This is a genomic window from Homoserinibacter gongjuensis (assembly GCF_030161875.1).
Lineage (GTDB): Bacteria > Actinomycetota > Actinomycetes > Actinomycetales > Microbacteriaceae > Homoserinibacter > Homoserinibacter gongjuensis.
This window is the reverse complement of sequence record NZ_BSVA01000001.1, coordinates 2,828,151-2,847,183: the sequence shown is the minus strand read 5'-3', so window position 1 is coordinate 2,847,183 and position 19,033 is coordinate 2,828,151. Positions and strand designations below refer to the sequence as shown.

Here is a 19,033-nt window from a genome sequence, read left to right as displayed (position 1 = left end):
CGCCTCACCCGAGAGCCACGCGGAGGTCGACGGAGGTGGCGCCCGCGGGGAAGGCACTGCTGTGATCGGTGGCGAGGCTGAGGGCCCCCATGAGAGCGGCGCGCGCGCCGAGCTGGCCGGCGACGATCTCGGGAGCCGGGGCGAGTCGCGAGGCGAGGGAGCGGTCGACCACCTGCCGCACCGGCCCCAGCAGCAGCTCGCCGGCGCGCGCCAGGTGTCCGCCGACGACGATGCGCGCCGGGTCGAAGATGCTTGCGACATTGGCCGCGGCGACGCCGATGTGCGCGCCGGCCTCGGCGATGGCGCGGATGCAGACATCGTCGCCGGCCATGGCCCGCACGATGACGTCGCCGAGCTTGAGCCCCGAATAGCGGGTCTTGAGCCCCTCGACGATGGCGTCTCCTCCCGCGATCGCCTCGAGGCATCCGAGGTTGCCGCAGCGGCACAGCGGGCCGTTCTCGACGATCACGGTGTGGCCGAACTCGCCCGCGCTGCCGCTCGCGCCGCGGTACCCGCGTCCGCCGACCATGAGGCCGGCGCCGATCCCGTCGCTCACCTCGATGAACATGGCGTCGCTCTGCCCGCGCAGCGCCCCCAGGCGATGCTCCGCGAGGGCGGACAGGTTCGAGGAGTTGTCGACCACCACGGGCACCCGCAAGGTGCGCTCGACGGCCTCCCCGATCGGGATGCCCTCCCACCCCCGCATGATGCCGGGGCGCGCGACCATGCCGCTTGCGGCATCCATCGGCGCCGAGATGGCGACACCCACGGCGAGCAACTCGTCGCGATCTGCCGACACGGTCTCGAGCATGTCGGCGAGGAGCATGCCGACGCGACGGATCTCGTTGTCGGAGCGGTGATCGCGCGCGAGCGGCATCTCGTGCTCGGAGACCACGGTGAGGCTCGCGTCGGCGAGCGCCACGCGCAGCTGCCGTTGGGAGAAGTGGATGCCGCACACCAGCCCCGAGGCGTGCGCGAGCGTGACGTATTGGGCGCGGCGGCCGGATCGCATCGATTTCGAGGTGCTGAGCACGCCCGATTCGGAGAGCTCCTTGACGATGTTGGAGACGGTGGCGGGGGAGAGGCCCGTCGCGCCCGCGAGCTCGACCTGCGTGAGCCCCCGTGCTTCTTGACGGCGTCGACGATGCGGCCGCGATTCGCCTCGCGCAGAGACGTCTGCGACCCCGGGGTGCGCCGTTGGTCCGCCATGCGTTCATGGTAGCGGCGGGGCGCCGCAAACGCGGCAGTGCGGGCTGCGCGTGAGGTCTCGGGCGGTGTCGCGCGCGCCCTAGGCTGGAGGGGTGACCAAGGTCTTGAGCTCTCTTCCTGTCGGCGAACGCGTCGGCATCGCGTTCTCGGGTGGCCTCGACACCTCGTGCGCGGTCGCCTGGATGCGTGACAAGGGCGCCGTGCCCTGCACCTACACGGCCGATCTCGGGCAGTACGACGAGCCCGACATCGACGCGGTCCCGGGGCGCGCGATGGAGTACGGCGCGGAGCTCGCGCGCATCGTGGATGCCAAGACCGCTCTCGTGGAGGAGGGTCTCGTCGCCCTGCAGTGCGGCGCGTTCCACATCCGTTCCGGGGGCAAGACCTACTTCAACACGACGCCGCTCGGCCGCGCCGTGACGGGCACCATGCTCGTGCGCGCCATGAAGGAGGACGGCGTCGAGATCTGGGGCGACGGCTCGACCTACAAGGGCAACGACATCGAGCGGTTCTACCGCTACGGGCTCATGGCCAACCCCCGCCTGCGCATCTACAAGCCGTGGCTCGACGTCGACTTCGTGCGCGAGCTCGGGGGCCGCACGGAGATGAGCGAGTGGCTCGTCGCGCACGGCTTCCCCTACCGGGACGCCACCGAGAAGGCGTACTCGACCGATGCCAACATCTGGGGCGCCACCCACGAGGCCAAAGACCTCGAGGATCTCTCCACGGGGCTCGACATCGTCGAGCCGATCATGGGTGTCGCCTCGTGGCGCGAGGATGTCGAGATCGCGACCGAGGAGGTCTCGGTGCGTTTCGAGGCCGGCCGCCCCGTCGCGATCAACGGCGTCGAGTTCGCCGACCCGGTGGCCCTCGTGCTCGAGGCGAACGCGATCGGCGGGCGGCACGGACTCGGGGCCTCCGACCAGATCGAGAACCGCATCATCGAGGCGAAGTCGCGCGGCATCTACGAGGCCCCGGGCATGGCGCTGCTGCACATCACCTACGAGCGGCTGCTCAACGCGATCCACAACGAAGACACGGTCGCGAACTACCACGCCGAGGGTCGCCGACTCGGTCGTCTCATGTACGAGGGGCGCTGGCTCGACCCGCAGTCGCTCATGCTGCGCGAATCGCTGCAGCGCTGGGTCGGCTCGGCCGTCACGGGCGAGGTGACGCTGCGGCTGCGTCGCGGCGACGACTACACGATCCTCGACACCACAGGCCCGCACCTCAGCTACGCCGCCGAGAAGCTCTCGATGGAGCGCGTGGGCGACGCCGCCTTCGGACCTGACGATCGCATCGGACAGCTCACGATGCGCAATCTCGACATCGCCGACTCGCGCTCACGCCTGGAGCAGTACGCGGCGCAGGGACTCATCGGCGGACCGACGGGCGAGCTCGTCGGTCGGCTCGAGTCGGGCGTGGCCGGGCAGATCCTCGGCACGGTCGAGCAGCACACCGCGGCCGACGAGGCACTCGACGAGGCGATCGACGTCGCCTCGGAGGGTGCCGCGTTCGACCTCGGCACCGACTGAGGCACGCCATCCGTCTGTAACATCCGCGGCATAGGCTGGCACCTCACCGGACGAGAGGATGCGGCCATGCGGGAACTGCAACGGGAGATCATCGAGACGCTCGGTGCGAAGCCGGAGATCGACCCCGCCGGTGAGATCGCACGACGTGTCGGCTTCCTCGTCGACTACCTGCGCTCGACGGGTGCGCGCGGCCTCGTGCTCGGCATCTCCGGTGGGCAGGATTCGTCGCTCGCCGGGCGACTCGCGCAACTCGCCGTCGAGCGGATCCGCACCGAGGGCGGCGAGGCCGAGTTCACGGCTGTGCGCTTGCCGTACCACCGGCAGGCGGACGAGGCGGATGCCCAACTCGCTCTCGACTTCATCCGGCCCGACCGCGTGATCGATTTCGACATCGCGGCCGGCGTCGACGGCGTCGCCGCCGAGTACGAACGGGCCGCGGGCCAGCCGCTCCTCGACTACACGAAGGGCAACGTCAAGGCCCGCATCCGGATGGTGGCGCAGTATGCGATCGCGGGGGAGCGGGGCGCGCTCGTGGTGGGCACGGATCACGCGGCCGAGGCCATCACGGGGTTCTTCACGAAGTACGGCGACGGGGGTGCCGACGTGTTGCCGCTCAACGGGCTGACGAAGCGGCAGGGGCGGGCGTTGCTCATGCAGCTCGGCGCGCCCGCGCGGCTCTACGAGAAGCCGCCGACTGCCGATCTGCTCGACGGCAAGCCCGGTCAGACAGACGAGGCGGAACTCGGGCTCAGCTACGAGCAGATCGACGACTACCTCGAGGGGCGCGACATCGACGACGCGGCGGCCGCTGCGCTCGAGGCGCGGTACCGGGCGACGGCGCACAAGCGCACCGTGCCGGTCGGGCCCGAGGACGCCTGGTGGCGCGGCTGAGGACGGATGCTCAGTCGGCGGTGCGCCGGAGCACGTAGTACCCGAGGATCTCGCCGCGCGTCACCGTGCCCTCGCCCGTCGACAGCAGCCGCGCGGAGCTCGACGATCCGGTCTCGACGAACACGTGCGAGGCGTGCTCGAGCCGCCACCCGATCGCCTCGACGTGGCCCAGCAACCAGCCCACCTCCGGATCGCTCATCGTGAGGTTCTCGGACGAACCCCACGACGACTGGGCTCCCGTCAGACGCCCCGACTCGATCGTGAGCTGCAGCAGCGTGTCGCCCCGTTCGTGGGCGGTGCGCGCGTTCGCGAGGATGGCGTCGACGATCTCCTGCTGGGGCATGCCTCAACGGTATCCGGAGCTCAGCTCAGAGTCCGAGCTTGGCGCGCAGGTAGTCGTTGACGAAGACACCGCGCGGGTCGTGGCGACGCGCGAGGGCGCGGAAGTCGGCCAACCGCGGGTAGAGCGGTTCGAGCGCCGCGGCATCCGCGGCGAAGCGCTTGCCCCAGTGCGGGCGAGCACCGAGGGGCAACAGGCGGTGCTCGAGCTCGGGCAGCAGGGCGTCGACGGCGCGCTCCTCGGGGCGCCACGTGAAATGCAGGGCGACGACGTCGCTCGCGTAGGCGCCCGAGAGCCACAGCTCGTCGGCGGCGACCTCGCGCACCTCGGTCACCTGGAGCAGTGGGCGGATCCGTGAGGCGAGCGACCGCACGGCGCGCAGGGCGTCGAGGGCCATCGCGCGCGGCACGAGGTACTCGGTCTGGAGCTCGTCGCCGTTGGACGGGGTGAACTCGAGGCGGAAGTGGGGGAGGCGGTCGAGCCACGGCCCGGGCACGCCGAGCTGCTCGGTGCAGTGCACGGGATCCACGCCGGCGATCGGATGCATCGCGGTGGGGGAGGAGCGCGCCGAGCACCCGCTCGGGAGCCTCCGCGTCGCGGTCGACGCGTCGCTTGAGCCACAGCTGGTCGATGGTGTCGGGATCGTTCCAAGTGGTGAAGAGGCTCACGCTGTAGCCGAGCGAGGTGAGCTCGTCGAAGGAGTCGAGCACAGCGACGAGCGGCAGCTCGCGGTAGACGGTCTGTGCGACGGCGAAGGTCGGCTGGACGTCGAGCTCGAGCCGTGTCACGAAGCCGAGCGCCCCGAGCGCGACCACGGCCCCCGCGAAGTCGGGTTCGCCGCGCCGCAGCGTGACGAGCTCGCCCGTGCCGTCGACGAACTCGATGCTGCGCACCGCGGTCGCGAGCGACCCGTTGCGAACGCCCGAGCCGTGCGTGCCGGTGGCGACGGCGCCCGCGACCGAGATGTGGGGGAGGGATGCGAGGTTCGCGAGCGCGAGATCGCTCGCCTCGAGCGCGCGCGCGAGTTCGCCGTAGCGGAGGCCGGACGGGGTGGAGACGCTCGCGCGGTCGTCGGCGATGCGGATGTCGCCGGCGTCGGCGAATCCGGCCGACGCCAGGAGCACGCCTGTGGTGTCGGCGACGGGCGAGAAGGAATGCCGCGTGCCGAGCGGGCGCAGGGAACCGGGTCCGGCATCCGCCACGAGAGACTGCACCTCGTCGACGGTGCGCGGCGTGACCACCCGGTCGGTGCCGAACGTGAGGTTACCGGCCCAGTTGCGCACGCGATCCATCGCCTCGATGCTATCCCCGCGCGCGCGGGTCAGACGCTGATCTGGCGTGCATGGACGCCGAGCTGTCCGTACCAGTCGCGCACCACCTGGCGCTGCGCGTCGGTGCAGGTGTAGCCGTAGCCGACGTCGACCTCCCAGTACTGGTAGCTGCTGACCCAGATCGTGTGGTGGAGCGTCCAGCCGTCGAGGTAGGTGAGAGCGAAGCAGTCGGCCATCGTCTCGACGTCGCCGTCGAACGAGACCAGCGCCGCCTCGGTGGGTTCCGGGTTGGTGAACTGCAGCACGTGGGCGAACTCGTGATAGGCGATGCCCGTGCGCAGCCAGTCGTTCGTGTACTCGAGGCCGTCGTCGGCGGCGTCGACGTGCACGACGAGGGTTCTCGCTGTCGACGCAGGCGAGCACGTCGCTGTTGCAGAACGTGTCGGCGTCTTCGAGCACCCAGGTGACGTATCCCGCGCCGAGGCTGTCGAGCGTGGCCTCGTAGACGGACCCGGATGCGTTGCTCGCGGCCTGCTGTTCGGCGCTCTCACGTTGGGTGACAAGTTGCTCGCGCTCCTTCTCCACCGAGGCGATGCTCGCGTCGAGCGCCGTCGCATCCCAGCGGCGCGCCCAGGACTGCGACGCGAGAAGCTCGTAGCGATCCCAGGGGATGAGACTCGCGAGGGGCACGCCCTCGTACCGGCCGACCTCGTCGAGCAGCCCCTCCATGGCGGCGCCGAAGGTCTCCTTCTTGTCGATGAGGTCGCGCTGCTCCTCGAGCTCGCGCTGTTGCTCGCGGATGGTGGCGTTGGCATCCTGCAGCTGCAGGAAGTACCAGACGAAGGCGGCGATCGCGGTGGCCAGCAGCAGGCTGAGAAGAGACACCGTGACGATGAGGCCGACCGGACGGCGGCGCGCCGGGGAGCGGGGACGGGGCCCATGGTGGCGCCCGGCGCAGCGGGCGCGGGGGCGATAGGCGGGACGGGCGCCGCCGGTGCCGCGGGCATCCCCGATGCGAGCGGATCGAGGGGAGGAACGGGAGGATGAACGTCGGTCACGGGTGGTGGTCTTTCCTCGAGAGTTGAGAGCTCGATCCTAGCCGGGAGCGCCGCTCGCAGCACCAGGGCCGACAGCCCGCCGGAGCATGTCGACGAGCGCGGCGATCACGTCGGGCAGCGCGTCGTCGTGGGGCTCCTGGGCGAGCAGCCAGACATCCATCGCTTCGCCGATGCCGAGCGTCACGGCGATGAGCAAGGAGTCGGGGAGGTCGGCGCGCACCGCGCCGACGCGCTGGCCGGCCGCGAGCGCCTGCGCGATCCAGGGGAGGGATGCCTCCTCGAGCTCGCCGGTCGCCCGCTGGAACTCGGGGTCCTTCGCCGCTGCCGACCAGCCGCGCAGAAGCGCCGCCACCTGCGGGGATGCCTGCAGCGCCCGTGTGAGCCGCAGGTAGTAGTCCTCCACAACCGACCAGAAGGTGTCGGCGTCCCCGGCGTCCAGCGGGGGCAACGGTCCGACCTTCTCGAAGAGCCCGCCCAGGCCAGCCTGCGCGACATAGGCGAAGAGGTCCGACTTGTCGTCGAAGTAGTAGTACAGCGACCCCTTGGAGATACCCGCGGTCTCGATGATCCGATTGAGCGAGGCGTCGCGGAATCCGTGCGCCGCGAACTCGTCCAGCGCGGCCTGCACGATCGTCTGCTGCTGGTGGACGGGCAGCTTGGCGAAGCGCGGTCGGACCATGCCCTCAGTGTGCCGGATTCCGCGCGGGGAACGGCGGCAGCTCGACGCGGTCGTGGAAGCTCCTGCCCAGAGCGAGGTCGGCGACCTTCGGCAACCCCAGCATCCGCATGGTGGTGTTTCGCACGAGGAGCTGGAATCGGTTCCGGGGTGCGAACGCCACCCCGAGTGCCCGGGCGCCGTCCTGCTTGGACAGGACCAGCCGTGCGAGCCGGTCGTGGGAGCGGGCGAAAGCCTGGCGGTGATCGTGCGTGGCAGCGAGCTCGGCTGCGAGCGTGTACGCCTCCACCATGGCGAGCGCGGAACCCTGCCCGGCCAGGAACGACGGGCAGGCGCCGGCGTCCCCGACGAGCGCGATGCGACCCGACGACCAGCTGGGCATCCGGATCTGGCTGACGGAGTCGAAGTAGAAGTTCTTCGCTCCCGCCATCAGTTCGAGCATGAGCGGCACCTCCCAGCCCGCGCCGGCGAGCCGTGCCCGCAGCAGGGCCTCCTGATCGGCGCGCTCGGTCGGCACCTCGCCCTCGTGGCGCAACGAGAACAGGCACAGCGTCGCATCGTCGCGGAACGACAGCCGCACCGCTTGGAACCCGACGTCCGCGTGCAGCATCGCGACCAGCTCGTCGCGGATCGGGTAGGCGTCGAGCTCGACGGCGGCGACCACCATGCCGAGGTAGTCCTCGTACCGCTCGTCTGCGCCGAAAGCCAGCCGGCGCACCCGCGAGTGCAGGCCGTCGGCGCCGATCACGAGGTCGAAATCGCGGATGTCGCCCTTCTCGAAGGTGACTCGCACCTGGCGATCGTCGTCGTCGAGCGCACTCACGGTGTCGTCCAGGATGAGTTCCACCTCGCCCGCGAGGGCGCCGTAGATCACCTCGGCGAGGTCGGTGCGCAGGATCGAGAGGTAGCGCGTGTTCGACTCGACGACCGTGCTCGGATCGAAGGAGGCGATGCGGTGCCCTTTCCGGTCGACCGCCCGCGCCTCGGTGAAGACGTAGCCACGCTCGCGCAACGCGGGAACGATGCCCATGCGCTCGGCGACGTCGAAGCCGGCACCCCAGAAATCGATCAGATACCCACCGGTGCGCAGCGCGGGGAGTGCTCGACGATGGTGACCTCGTGGCCCGACCTCGCGAGCCAGAACGCCGCAGTGGGCCCGGCGATCCCCGCGCCGACGATGAGGACCTTCATGCAGATACCTCCGATTTCGCATTAGACCGGTAGTTTAGACCGGTGGTCTAACACGGGCAAGGGATGCGCGGCGACGTGGCGACTTTGCCCAGCGCTACTCGAGAAGGCGCTCCAGGGCGGTCTGGACCTCCGCGACCCGGTCGCGTCCGATGAGCGACTCCCACTCGGCTCGCAGTTCGTCGAACACCGCTTCGCCCTCGCTCATCAACGACACCCCGCGATCCGTCACCGTGAGCTGCGATCGGCGGCGGTCGCGGCCATCCGGAGTCCGACGCACATAGCCGGCCTCCTCGAGGAACGCGACCGTCTTCGCGGCCGCCTGCTTGGACACCGAGGTGCGCCGGCCGACCTCGGAGACCGTCCCGGCGCCGCCTGCAATGGCCCGCAGGGCGAAGTCATGAGCCGGTCGCACGCCCGGATGCCCGCGTGCGGTCAGTCTGACGGTCGCCTCCTCGGCCATGTGGCGAAAGCCCGCGAGGAGGAGGAGCGCGAGGTCAGCACCATTCCGAGACATGGCGGAACGCTATCAAGTCGACAATTAAGTTGTCTATCAGGACGAGCTGTGTCAACCTGGTTGTCCAATCGAACCGCCAGGAGACGACATGACCCCCAGCACCCCAGCCTCGACCCACCTGCACCACGCGACGGTGGAGGTGAACGACACGATGCTGCACTACGTCACAGCCGGAGCGTCCGGCACGCCGGTTCTTCTCGTGCACGGCTTTCCTGAGACGTGGACCGCCTTCCGCAAGCTCATCCCGTTCCTCGCCGAGCACCATCGCGTCTACGCCGTGGACCTTCGCGGCTTCGGCGACTCCGCCGTCGCCGACGAGCGCTTCTCGAGTGCGAGAGCCGCCGACGACCTCCACGCCCTCGTCGCGGAGTTGTCAGTGGGGCCGATGCATGTCGTCGGTCAGGACCTCAGCGGCAGCCTCGTCTACCGCCTGGCGCGGCTGCACCCCGAAGACGTCCTCAGCCTGACGGCCGTGGAATCCGGTCTGGCCGGTTTCGGCGCCGAACGCCTCGCCGATGTCGCCCACGGCGGCGCCTGGTACATCGGCGCTCTTGCGGCCCCCGGCGTCGCGGGTCTGCTCTTCGAGAGCAAGGCTCGTGCGTTCATCGGCGAGTATCTCTACCCGATGTACGGGATGACGCTCGGGGCCGAGCAGATCTCAGAACTCGGCCGCACATATGGCAGGCCGGGTGGGTTCCTGGGCGCTGCCGGCCTCTACCGCAGCATGCTGACCGAGGGGAGGAGTTGCGCGCCCTGGCGGCCATGCCGCTCACGGTCCCCGTCGCAGCCGTCGGCTCCCGTGGCGGCGACTTCACACGCTCGTCGTTCGGCCAGGTCACCTCGCAAGCCGTGACCGCGACGCAGCTCGACGGCGTCGGCCACTACGTCGCGCAGGAGGCGCCGGATGCCCTTGCCGACATCCTGCTCGGGGTCTTCGCGGACGCGCGGCCCGCCGTGGGCGCGTGACAGGGGAGCGGGACGACGCGGCATCGACGCCACGGATCTCGGTTGAGTCCCAGCGATCTGACATAATCGCGCTTATCAGCGCAAGCAGAACAACGCCAGACGGCGTCAGGCCAGGCAGGACGGCAGCTCGCGCCGGACGAGTTCGATCAGCTCGCGCGGCTCGAACGGCGGCCGCTCGGCCAGCAGCTCGCCGAGGCGCCACCAGCGATGCTCGAGCACGTCGATGCGTTCATCCTCGGTCCAGTGCTCGGCTGACGGCTCGAACGCGTCGACGACGTGGGTGAAGAACTCGGCGTGGCCCGTGTCGTGATCGGCCGAGTCCCACTCGACGGCGTAGTCGTGCGCCCAGACGGGCCCGCGCAGAGAATCGACCACGAGACCCGTCTCCTCGAACAGCTCACGGCGTGCCGCATCCGCGAAACTCTCGCCCTCGTCGACGCCGCCGCCCGGCGTGAGCCATCGTGCGACTCCGGATGAGTCGGGCGCCGTCGTGAGGAACAGCAGCACACGATCGTCTCGGTCGAACAGCAGCACACGCGACACGAGACGGTGCCGATGTGCGTTGGCCATGAGAATCTATCAGTTACCGGCGAGGAAGTCGCTCACGTCGCCGACATAGCGTGTGTGATCGGCGGGGATCTCTTCGACAGCCGCCCGAGCCACCTCGGCGGCGAACTCGGAGACGTTGTAGAGCTTGCCGGCCGCCTCACGGCGCGACTGAATGGCACCGGGGTTGACGCGCTCGAGCAGCGTCGCCGTGATGGTGCCCTCGATCATGTCGCCCGAGACGACCACGAACGAGACGCCGGCGGCCTCGAGCTCCGGGATCCGCGCGCGCAGGGCGTCCTCGCCCGCGCGCTTGCTGCGCGCCACGGGCTCGTACTCCGGCATCGTCGCCACTGTCTCGATGAAGTGCGCCTGGTGGCTCGTGACGAACACCACGCGCGAACCGGGGCCGAGAAGCGGCAGGGCCGCGTCGAGCACGTTCACCTGCGCGTCGCGGTTGAGCCGCATGGCGTAGTCCTCGCCGAGGCCCGATTCCATGCCTCCCGAGGCGTTGAGCACGAGCAGATCCAGCTCGCCCCAGCGCTCGCGCACGGCAGCGAACATCGTCGCGAGCGAGGTGGGATCGGTCAGGTCGGCGCCGATCGCGATGGCCTCTCCCCGCGCTCCTCGATGCCGGCGACGACCTTGAGAGCGCGCGCCTCCTTGTTGCGGTAGTTGATGACCACGCGGGCGCCCGCATCGGCGAGATAGCCCGCCGTGTCGGCGCCGATCCCGCGCGAGGAACCGGTGATGAGCGCGCGGACACCGCGCAGCGAGTCGGGGGAAGCACGTCGTTCACGATCCCCCACCCTAGCGATCGCCGGAACGCGTTCCGGCATCCCCCGCCCGGCGCACCGGTGATAGTTTCAAGGCACGACGTCGAAGGGATGCCGCCGTGGAACCCGATGTGATCACGAGCTGGGCATGGGTGTTCTGGCTCGGCCTCATCCTGTTGTTCATCATCGTCGAGGTGAACACTCTCGAGTTCACCTTCCTGATGCTCGCTCTCGGCTCGGTCGGCGGTCTCGTCGCGGGGCTCGTGGGCGCCCCGTGGTGGTTGCAGCTCATCGTCGCGGCCGTGCTCGCGCTGCTGCTGCTGTTCTTCGTGAAGCCGCCACTGTTGCATGCGCTCCGAAAGGGCGCCGATCCGGCGAGGTCCAACGTCGACGCGCTGCTCGGGCTCACCGGCGCGGTCACGGTGGACTTCCGGGGCGGCGCCGGCCAGGTCAAGCTCGTCAACGGCGACATCTGGACCGCACGCGTCGCCGACGGCATCGCGCCCGTCGGCCTCGTCGAGGGCGCCCCCATCGTGGTGACCGCGATCGAGGGCGCCACCGCCGTCGTGGTTCCCGCATCCGACCCGACCCGTGCCGAGGAGGCCGCCGAGTGAACGACACCGACCTGCTGCCCACGATCGTGACGATCGTCATCGTCGCGATCATCGTGATCTTCGTGATCACGATTCTCGCCAAGTCGATCCGCATCGTGCCGCAGGCCTACGCGGGGATCGTGGAACGCCTCGGCCGATACCACAAGACCCTCGACCCCGGCCTCAACCTGCTCGTGCCGATCATCGACCGACTGCGCCCGTTCGTCGACATGCGCGAGCAGGTCGTGTCGTTCCCCCGCAGCCGGTGATCACCGAAGACAACCTCGTGGTCTCGATCGACACGGTCGTCTACTTCCAGGTGACGGATGCGCGCGCCGCGACCTACGAGATCGCCAACTACCTCGGGGCCGTCGAGCAGCTCACCACGACGACGTTGCGCAACGTGGTGGGTGGGCTGAACCTCGAAGAGGCGCTCACCTCGCGCGACAACATCAACGGGCAGTTGCGCATCGTGCTCGACGAGGCGACCGGCAAGTGGGGCATCCGCGTCAGCCGCGTCGAGCTCAAGGCGATCGATCCGCCGCTTTCGATCCAGGACTCGATGGAGAAGCAGATGCGCGCCGAGCGCGACCGGCGCGCCGTGATCCTCACGGCCGAGGGCACCAAACAGTCGCAGATCCTCGAGGCCGAGGGTGAGCGCCAGGCGGCGATCCTGCGCGCCGAGGGCGACGCGAAGGCCGCAGTGCTGCGCGCGCAGGGCGAGGCCGAGGCCATCCAGACGGTGTTCCACGCGATCCATGTGGGCGATCCCGATCCCAAGCTGCTGGCCTATCAGTACCTGCTGACGCTACCGAAGCTCGCCGAGGGACAGGCGAACACGTTGTGGGTCATCCCGAGCGAGCTCACCGAGGCGCTCAAGGGCGTGGGCCAGGGCTTCTTCGGACCGCGGCACGAGGCACCACCGACGGGTACGGATGCGGCGCCGCGCGGCTGACGCCGATCGGGGCTACTTCTCTCCCGCTCCCCGCGCGTCTTCGCCCACCGCGGACTCGCGCTGCACGCGCCCGAGAACACCCTGCTCGCGTTTCTGCACGCCGTGAACGCCGGCGTCACGCACATCGAGACCGACGTGCACGGCTCGGCCGACGGCGTCGCGATGATCAGCCACGACCCCGATCTCGCCCGCGTCGCGGGACGCGAGGTGCGGGTCTCCCAACTGACGGCGGCGGAGCTGCGGCGCGTCGCGCTCGGCGAGGGGCAGAGCTACTGCTCGTTGGCGGATGCCCTCGATGCGTTCCCCGAGACGCGGTTCAACATCGACATCAAATCGGCGGATGCCGTCCCCGGCGCGATCAAGGCGATCCGCGACCTCGGCGCGACCGAGCGCGTGCTCATCGGCTCGTTCTCGACGAAGCGCCGCCTCGCCGTGGTGCGCGAGCTACCCGGGGTCGCGACCTCCATCTCGGCGGGCGGGGCGCTGCCTGCGGCGCACGCGGCGCGGGCCGGCGCGGTTCGGATGCTGTCGCGGCTGCTTGCCGAGGTCGACGCCGTGCAGCTGCCCACCAAGGTCGCGGGGGCGCCAATCACGACGCCGCGTGCCATCCGGAACTTCCACGCGGCGGGCGTCGAGGTGCACATCTGGACGGTCAACGACCCCGCCGAGATGGACCGGCTGCTCGACGCGGGGGTCGACGGCATCGTCACCGACCGAGCCGATCTCGCGCTCCCTCTCGTCGCTCGACGCCGGGGCCGCGCGGGCTGAAGCCCTCCCCGGAACGGCGCCTCCCAATCCATGCGGAGGAGGCTGGGAATGCACTGTAAACGGCCGATCGCGGGGATGGGATCCGCCACCGTAGACGTTGTAGTCGGCGACGCAGGATCCCACTCGGATCACGTCGTCCTCGCGCGCCCACGGCGCGCGCTCGAACCATAGGCGCACAGGAGGCCACACGATGGCGGATCGCAGTTTGCGCGGAATGCGACTCGGAGCTCAGAGCATGCAGAGCGAAGAGGGAGTCGAATTCTCGCCCCGGAAGAGAGCCGTGTACCGCACGGACGACGGCACGACCTTCGAGGTCGTGTTCGCCGCCGAGGCGGAGGTGCCGGACGTCTGGGAGTCGCCTCGCACCGGCCAGGAGGGCCGCCTCGTCGGTGACGACGGCGAGCTCGTGGAGCAGGAGGCCGTCGAGACGAAGGCGCCGCGCACCCACTGGGACATGCTGCTCGAGCGTCGCACACGCGCCGAACTCGAGGAGATCCTGCAGGAGCGTCTCGAGTACCTGCGTGCACGACGCGGCGAGGGCGCCAAGAGCTCGAAGAGCGCCTAGCCCGCTCGACGAGAGCCGAGGGCCGCGCCGACGAGCGCGCCCAGAGCGATCGCCGCGACACCTCCTTCGACCCCCGGCCGATCACGACCGCGGGGGTCGTCGTCGTACTCAGGGGCACGTCGACGACCATCGCCGTGGCCGTGTAGCGGGGCAGTTCGGCGGCGATCGTGCCATCGGGCAGGATGACGGCGCTCGTGCCGACGGTCGAGATGTTGACGACCGACCTGCCGAGTTCGATGGCGCGGATGCGCGCGATGGCGAGCTGCTGCACGCTCTCGTCAGTCTGCCCGAAGTCGGCGTTGTTGGTCGGGGCGATCACGAACTGACCGCCCTCCTCCACGCCTTCGCGCATGAGGGCGTCGTCGACGATGTCGAAGCAGATCGCGAAGCTCGCGCGCACGCTGCGACCGCCGGAACCGACATCCATCACGGCGTCGGTGGTTCCCGGCGTGTACTCACGCTGGATCAGATCGATGAGCTCGGGGGCGAACTGGCGCCAGAAGCCGCGGTCGGGCACGTATTCGCCGAAGGGCACCGGATGCCGTTTGTCGTAGAAGTCGACGGCACCCTCCCCCGCGTGCCACAGCAGCGCGGTGTTGAAGTACTCCTCGCCGCGGTGCGTCACCGACCATCCGACGAACGGAGCGTCGGCGGAGGTCGCGACCGAGTCGAACACGCGCGCCGCGAGCGGTACCCGCAGCGGGTCGAGGTCGGAGCCGCCCTCCGGCCACACCACGAGGTCGACGTCCTGGTCGTATACCGCTCGCGTCGCGTCGTACTGCGCGAACAGGTTGTCTCCGACGTTCTCGGGCGGGTCGAAGTATCCGGTCTTGCCGTTGCCCTGAACCGCACCCACCCGAAGGGTGTCGTGAACGGCGATGGGGAAGGCCGGGATGGCGACCACGAGCGCCGCGAGAGCGGTCACGAGCATGACGCGCAGCAGAGCCGGCGTCGTCGACTCACGCACCGTCGCGACGGCGACGGCCACCAGCAACACCATCACGAACCCGACGCCCGACACCCCGAGCCAGGCGAAGAGCGGCGCGATGGGGCTCGCGGATTGCGACTCCGAGATCCTCCCCCAGGCGAATCCGCCGTACGGCCACACGCTCGCGATGGCCTCGCGCGCCGTCCAGATGCCCGCGATGACGACCGGTACGGCCAGCATCCGCCCGAGCGGTCCTCGAACGGCTCGCGGAACCACGCGGCTCGCGATCGAGATCAGCATCGTGCCGAGGCCGCACCAGAGAGCCATGAGGAAGCTCAGTGCGAACCAGGGCACCGCTCGCACGATCCACGCCTCGTCGGGGCCGAGGAACTCCGTCATCCACGGGATGTGCACGAGGTAGAAGACGAGGCCGAAGACGAAGCCGACAGCGAAGCCGGCACCGGCGCGCCTGCCCTGCGCGGCCACGAGCACCATCGCTATGCCGAGGTACGCCAGCGGCCACCAGCCGAGGGCGGGAAAGGCCGCATCCGTGATCGGCCCCGCCGCCGCAGCAAGCAGCAGCGCACCCCACAGCGGCACGAAGGGCCGGGTGCGGTCGGAGGCGAGATCGGGCATAGGCATCGGGATGTCAGCCGTCAACCCACGCTCGAATAGGCGACGATGCCGCGTCGCACGGCGTCGATCGCCGAGCGCGCGGTGCGCCCGAGCTCGCCATCGGCCACGAGCGAGAGCTGATCGAGCAGATCGATCACCTGCTTCATCCAGCGCACGAAGTCGCCGGCCGCGAGATCGGTGTCGCGCAGCACGGCATCCAGGCGGCCGCCCTGCGCCCAGCGGAAGGTGGCGGAGGCGAGGGCCGCGGAGAGCGGCTCGGTCTGCGGCAGCTTGCGCTGCTCCTCGAGAACGGAGAGCTCCGCCCAGCGCTGCTCGGTGGCCTCGAAGACCTCGCGGAAGCGCCCGCGGGGTACTCGCGAACGATCCCGGCATCCTCGCGCCGCGGCTCGTACACGAGCGCGCTCGCGAGGGCCGCGAGGGTGGGCGCGTCGATGCCGTCCCACGCACCCGTGCGCAGGCACTCGGCCACGAGCAGGTCGCGCTCACCGTAGATCCGGCGCAACTGACGACCGGGCGCCGCGACGCCGAGCCTGCCGTGCTCGTCGCGATCGAGGTATCCGAGATCGAGCAGCAGGTCGGTGATGCGGTCGAACACCTGCGCGACGGCGCCCGTGCGACCCCGCACCTGACTTGCGAGACGATCGGTGTCGCGCTTCAGCCGGAACCAGCGTTCCGCCCAGCGGGCGTGCGCCTCGCGGTCGTTGCACGCGTGACACGGGTGCTGGCGCATCCGGCGGCGTAGCTCGGCGATGCGCCGCTCCCGTCGGTCGCGTTCGGAGCGCGAGCCCTCGTGGCCGCGTGACTGCTTGCGCTCGAGGTCGCTCACCTCGCGGCGGATGCCGGCGTACTCGGCGAAGTCACCCAGGTGGCAGCGCATCGCCTCGGCATAGCCCGCGAGCGACTTCTCCTGCTCGCGGATCTTGCGCGCGAGGTCGACCACGGCACGGTCGGCCTGGAACTGCGCGAACGAGCTCTCCAGGATCTGGCGCGTGCGCTCGCGCCCGAACTGCTCGATGAGGTTGACCGCCATGTTGTAGGTGGGCCGGAAGCTCGAGTTGAGCGGATAGCTGCGACGGGAGGCGAGCTGTGCGACCGCCTGCGGGTCGAGCCCCGCGGCCCACTGGATGACGGAGTGCCCCTCGACATCGATGCCGCGTCGGCCCGCTCGACCGGTGAGCTGCGTATACTCCCCCGGCGTGATCGGCACGCGTGCCTCGCCGTTGAACTTCTCGAGCTTCTCGAGCACGACCGTGCGGGCGGGCATGTTGATGCCGAGCGCGAGCGTCTCGGTCGCGAAGACCACCTTGAGCAGCTTGCGCTGGAAGAGCTCCTCGACGACCTCCTTGAACGTGGGGATGAGGCCGGCGTGATGCGCCGCGATCCCCCGCTCGAGTCCTTCCAACCACGAGAAGTAGCCGAGTACGCCGAGGTCCTCGTCGCGCAGCCCGGCGCAGCGCTCCTCGACGATGTGCCGGATCTCGTCACGCTCCCACCGCTCGGTGAGGCGCACATCCGACCGCAGCACCTGCTGAACGGCCTGATCGCACCCGTTGCGGCTGAAGACGAAGAAGATCGCGGGCAACAGGTGACGTGTGTCGAGCAGCCGCACGACATCCGGCCGGTCGATGCGATCTCGCAGCACTTCACCCTTGCGCTGGTGGCGACCCGGATGCGGTCCGCGGTAGGTGCCGGGCCCGCGACCGCCCGCGATCGCGAGCCGGGCGAGCTCGGGATTGACCCGCGGGGGTGCATCGGGCGACTGAGCACCGTCGAACAGGTCGGCGAGCTTGCCGCGCACGAGCACGTGCTGTTCGAGCGGCACGGGGCGACGCTCGGACACGATGACGTCGGTGTCACCACGCACCGCCTGCAGCCAGTCGCCGAACTCCTCCGCGTTCGAGACAGTGGCCGAGAGCGACACCATGCGCACCTCGCGGGGCAGGTGGATGATGACCTCCTCCCACACGGGTCCCCGGAAGCGATCCGCGAGGTAGTGCACCTCATCCATGACCACGAACGCCAGATCGCGCAACAGCGGCGAGTCGGCGTAGAGCATGTTGCGCAGCACCTCCGTCGTCATCACGACGATGCGGGCACCGGAGTTGATGTTGGTGTCACCGGTGAGCAGGCCGACGTTCTCGGCCCCGTGCTCGGCGGCGAGCTCGGAGTACTTCTGATTGCTGAGCGCCTTCATGGGCGTCGTATAGAACGCCTTCGCGCGGTCCTGTCGCAGTGCCAGGTGCACGGCGAACTCGGCCACGATCGTCTTGCCCGCGCCCGTGGGAGCGGCCACGAGCACGCTCCGGCCCGCCTCGAGCGAGCGGCAGCCCTCGAGTTGGAAGTCGTCGAGGTCGATCGGCAGGCGGGCACGAAAGCGCTCGAGCTCCGGGGTGCGGGCTCGTGCCTTCGACGCCGCGTAGCGTTCGGCGGGCGAGAGCACCACGTCGTCGGATGCCGTCATGCGCTGGTGAGGCTGGTCTCGAAAGCCGCTCGTCGCCGCGCAACCGCGCGATCGTGCCAGAGGGCGACGCCGACGGCCAGGAAGTACAGCAGCACCATCGGCAGCGCCAACAGCAGCATCGAGATCGGGTCGGCGGCGGGCGTCGCCATCGCCGTGAAGACGATGATGATGAGCACGGCCCAGCGCCAGCCCTTGAGGATCGTCTTTCCCTGCAGGACGCTCGCGAAGTTCAGCAGCACGAGGAACACCGGCATCACGAACGCGACGCCCGTGGCGAGCAGCAGCTTGAGAATGAAGTCCACGTAGGTCTTCGTGTCGTAGAGCTGCGAGGCGCCGGGCGGCACGAACCGGAACATGAACTCGACGATGCGCGGCAGCACCATCCATCCCGCCGCGCAGCCGAGCAGGAAGAGCGGCACCGCCGAGAAGAAGAACCCGAAGGTGTAGCGCTTCTCTTTCGCAGTGAGCCCGGGAACGAAGAACGCGAAGATCTGGTACAGCCACACCGGGCTCGACAGGATGATGCCGACCACGAGCGAGATCTGGAACTGGATGTCGAGCGCGCCCGTGAGCGTGCCGAAGTTGAGGGTGATCTTCTCGGCATCGACGCCGAGCTGCTCCGCGATCGTGAAGACGGGGCCCGAGATCGCCGACCAGGTGCCCTGGCCGTGCAGCACATCGGCGGCCCCCGGAATCGCCGGATCCAGCAGGTCGCCGAGCCAGCTGACGTCGTAGATCATCCAGCCGATGATCGTGCCGCCGAGCACCGCGAACGCGGCACGCGTGAGCCGCTTGCGCAGCTCGATGAGGTGGGCGCCGAGCGACATCCGCCGCTCGGGATTGCTCTTGCGGGGGTTCGCCCGGGCCGAATCGCCGGCCATGGGGCTCAGGACTTGTCGGTCGGGGCGGAGCTGTCGACGGGCTTGGCGGTGTCAGCGGCCTCAGAGGTCGTCGTGCCGGACTCGGCCGAGGCCTTCTTCTCGTCGTCGGTCATCTCCTTACGGAAGATCTTGACCGACTGACCGAGGCTCTTGGAAAGCGCGGGAAGGCGGGTGGCTCCGAACAGCACGAGCACCACGAGGAGGATGATGAGCCAGGTCTGCCACTGGTTGACGAACAGGGTATGGATGAACATGAGCACGTCCTCCGGGATA

The 19,033-nt window shown here is 69.6% G+C and carries 17 protein-coding genes and 5 pseudogenes; 8 read left to right on the top strand and 14 right to left on the bottom strand.

Annotated elements, in window-relative coordinates; all coding sequences use genetic code 11:
• Positions 1-4: 4 nt before the first annotated feature.
• Positions 5-1,012, bottom strand: a complete 1,008-nt coding sequence (locus QQK29_RS15270; protein WP_284301496.1) for an ROK family protein — start codon at positions 1,010-1,012, stop codon at positions 5-7.
• A gap of 289 nt (positions 1,013-1,301) precedes the next feature.
• Here QQK29_RS15270 and argG point away from each other — a divergent pair, with 289 nt between their 5' ends.
• Positions 1,302-2,744, top strand: coding sequence for an argininosuccinate synthase (argG, locus tag QQK29_RS15265; protein ID WP_284301494.1), 1,443 nt, complete (start codon positions 1,302-1,304; stop codon positions 2,742-2,744).
• A 66-nt stretch (positions 2,745-2,810) separates the two neighbouring features.
• Positions 2,811-3,635 (top strand): NAD(+) synthase, encoded by an 825-nt coding sequence (gene nadE, locus QQK29_RS15260; protein WP_284301492.1) that lies wholly within the window; start codon positions 2,811-2,813, stop codon positions 3,633-3,635.
• Positions 3,636-3,645: 10 nt separating this feature from the next.
• On the opposite strand, the gene QQK29_RS15255 is transcribed toward nadE, so the two are convergent.
• The 3 genes and pseudogenes from QQK29_RS15255 to QQK29_RS15245 form a co-directional block, all read right to left on the bottom strand.
• Complete coding sequence (locus tag QQK29_RS15255; RefSeq protein WP_284301490.1) at positions 3,646-3,978, bottom strand: hypothetical protein; 333 nt, start codon at positions 3,976-3,978, stop codon at positions 3,646-3,648.
• Positions 3,979-4,003: 25 nt separating this feature from the next.
• Positions 4,004-5,267, bottom strand: a pseudogene (locus QQK29_RS18800) (D-arabinono-1,4-lactone oxidase).
• 29 nt (positions 5,268-5,296) lie between these two features.
• Complete coding sequence (locus tag QQK29_RS15245) at positions 5,297-5,635, bottom strand: hypothetical protein (protein WP_284301488.1); 339 nt, start codon at positions 5,633-5,635, stop codon at positions 5,297-5,299.
• Here QQK29_RS15245 and QQK29_RS15240 point away from each other — a divergent pair.
• A complete protein-coding gene (locus tag QQK29_RS15240; RefSeq protein WP_284301486.1) occupies positions 5,580-6,293 on the top strand; it encodes a hypothetical protein in 714 nt (237 codons plus the stop codon). The two genes, QQK29_RS15245 and QQK29_RS15240, sit on opposite strands and share 56 nt — an antisense overlap.
• A gap of 48 nt (positions 6,294-6,341) precedes the next feature.
• Here QQK29_RS15240 and QQK29_RS15235 read toward each other — a convergent pair whose 3' ends face one another.
• The 4 genes from QQK29_RS15235 to QQK29_RS15225 form a co-directional block, all read right to left on the bottom strand.
• Positions 6,342-6,983 carry a TetR/AcrR family transcriptional regulator gene (locus QQK29_RS15235; protein WP_284301484.1) on the bottom strand — a complete coding sequence of 214 codons (642 nt, stop codon included), beginning with the start codon at positions 6,981-6,983 and terminating at the stop codon, positions 6,342-6,344.
• 4 nt (positions 6,984-6,987) lie between these two features.
• Positions 6,988-8,049: an FAD-dependent monooxygenase gene (locus QQK29_RS15230; RefSeq protein WP_348533932.1), complete on the bottom strand. Its 1,062-nt coding sequence runs from the start codon at positions 8,047-8,049 to the stop codon at positions 6,988-6,990.
• On the bottom strand, positions 8,049-8,171 hold the full coding sequence (locus QQK29_RS18165; RefSeq protein WP_348533931.1) for an FAD-dependent oxidoreductase: 123 nt from the start codon (positions 8,169-8,171) through the stop codon (positions 8,049-8,051). Before QQK29_RS18165 ends, QQK29_RS15230 begins: the two co-directional genes overlap by 1 nt.
• A 94-nt stretch (positions 8,172-8,265) precedes the next feature.
• Positions 8,266-8,685, bottom strand: coding sequence for a MarR family winged helix-turn-helix transcriptional regulator (locus QQK29_RS15225; protein ID WP_284301482.1), 420 nt, complete (start codon positions 8,683-8,685; stop codon positions 8,266-8,268).
• A gap of 88 nt (positions 8,686-8,773) precedes the next feature.
• Here QQK29_RS15225 and QQK29_RS15220 point away from each other — a divergent pair, with 88 nt between their 5' ends.
• Positions 8,774-9,538: an alpha/beta fold hydrolase gene (locus QQK29_RS15220; protein ID WP_284301480.1), complete on the top strand. Its 765-nt coding sequence runs from the start codon at positions 8,774-8,776 to the stop codon at positions 9,536-9,538.
• A gap of 218 nt (positions 9,539-9,756) precedes the next feature.
• On the opposite strand, the gene QQK29_RS15215 is transcribed toward QQK29_RS15220, so the two are convergent.
• Positions 9,757-10,221, bottom strand: a complete 465-nt coding sequence (locus tag QQK29_RS15215) for an NUDIX hydrolase (protein WP_284301478.1) — start codon at positions 10,219-10,221, stop codon at positions 9,757-9,759.
• A gap of 9 nt (positions 10,222-10,230) precedes the next feature.
• Positions 10,231-11,036, bottom strand: a pseudogene (locus tag QQK29_RS15210) (SDR family oxidoreductase).
• A gap of 56 nt (positions 11,037-11,092) precedes the next feature.
• Between QQK29_RS15210 and QQK29_RS15205 the strand changes: the two are divergent.
• From QQK29_RS15205 to QQK29_RS15190, 4 genes and pseudogenes are all read left to right on the top strand, one after another.
• Positions 11,093-11,587: an NfeD family protein gene (locus QQK29_RS15205; RefSeq protein ID WP_284301476.1), complete on the top strand. Its 495-nt coding sequence runs from the start codon at positions 11,093-11,095 to the stop codon at positions 11,585-11,587.
• A 23-nt stretch (positions 11,588-11,610) separates the two neighbouring features.
• Positions 11,611-12,521 (top strand): annotated as a pseudogene (locus QQK29_RS15200) (SPFH domain-containing protein).
• Between the two features lie 102 nt (positions 12,522-12,623).
• Complete coding sequence (locus QQK29_RS15195) at positions 12,624-13,289, top strand: glycerophosphodiester phosphodiesterase family protein (RefSeq protein WP_284301473.1); 666 nt, start codon at positions 12,624-12,626, stop codon at positions 13,287-13,289.
• Between the two features lie 190 nt (positions 13,290-13,479).
• Positions 13,480-13,854 carry an RNA polymerase-binding protein RbpA gene (locus tag QQK29_RS15190; RefSeq protein ID WP_284301989.1) on the top strand — a complete coding sequence of 125 codons (375 nt, stop codon included), beginning with the start codon at positions 13,480-13,482 and terminating at the stop codon, positions 13,852-13,854.
• Between the two features lie 157 nt (positions 13,855-14,011).
• Here the strand turns inward: QQK29_RS15190 and lnt are convergent.
• From lnt to tatA, 4 genes and pseudogenes are all read right to left on the bottom strand, one after another.
• Positions 14,012-15,418, bottom strand: a pseudogene (lnt, locus tag QQK29_RS15185) (apolipoprotein N-acyltransferase); the annotation flags it as partial.
• Between the two features lie 20 nt (positions 15,419-15,438).
• A pseudogene (locus QQK29_RS15180) lies at positions 15,439-17,879 on the bottom strand (DEAD/DEAH box helicase).
• Positions 17,876-18,760, bottom strand: a complete 885-nt coding sequence (gene tatC, locus QQK29_RS15175) for a twin-arginine translocase subunit TatC (RefSeq protein ID WP_348533886.1) — start codon at positions 18,758-18,760, stop codon at positions 17,876-17,878. The pseudogene QQK29_RS15180 and the gene tatC overlap by 4 nt, the downstream one beginning before the upstream one ends.
• A 5-nt stretch (positions 18,761-18,765) precedes the next feature.
• Positions 18,766-19,014, bottom strand: a complete 249-nt coding sequence (tatA, locus tag QQK29_RS15170; protein WP_284301471.1) for a twin-arginine translocase TatA/TatE family subunit — start codon at positions 19,012-19,014, stop codon at positions 18,766-18,768.
• Between the last annotated feature and the right edge of the window lie 19 nt (positions 19,015-19,033).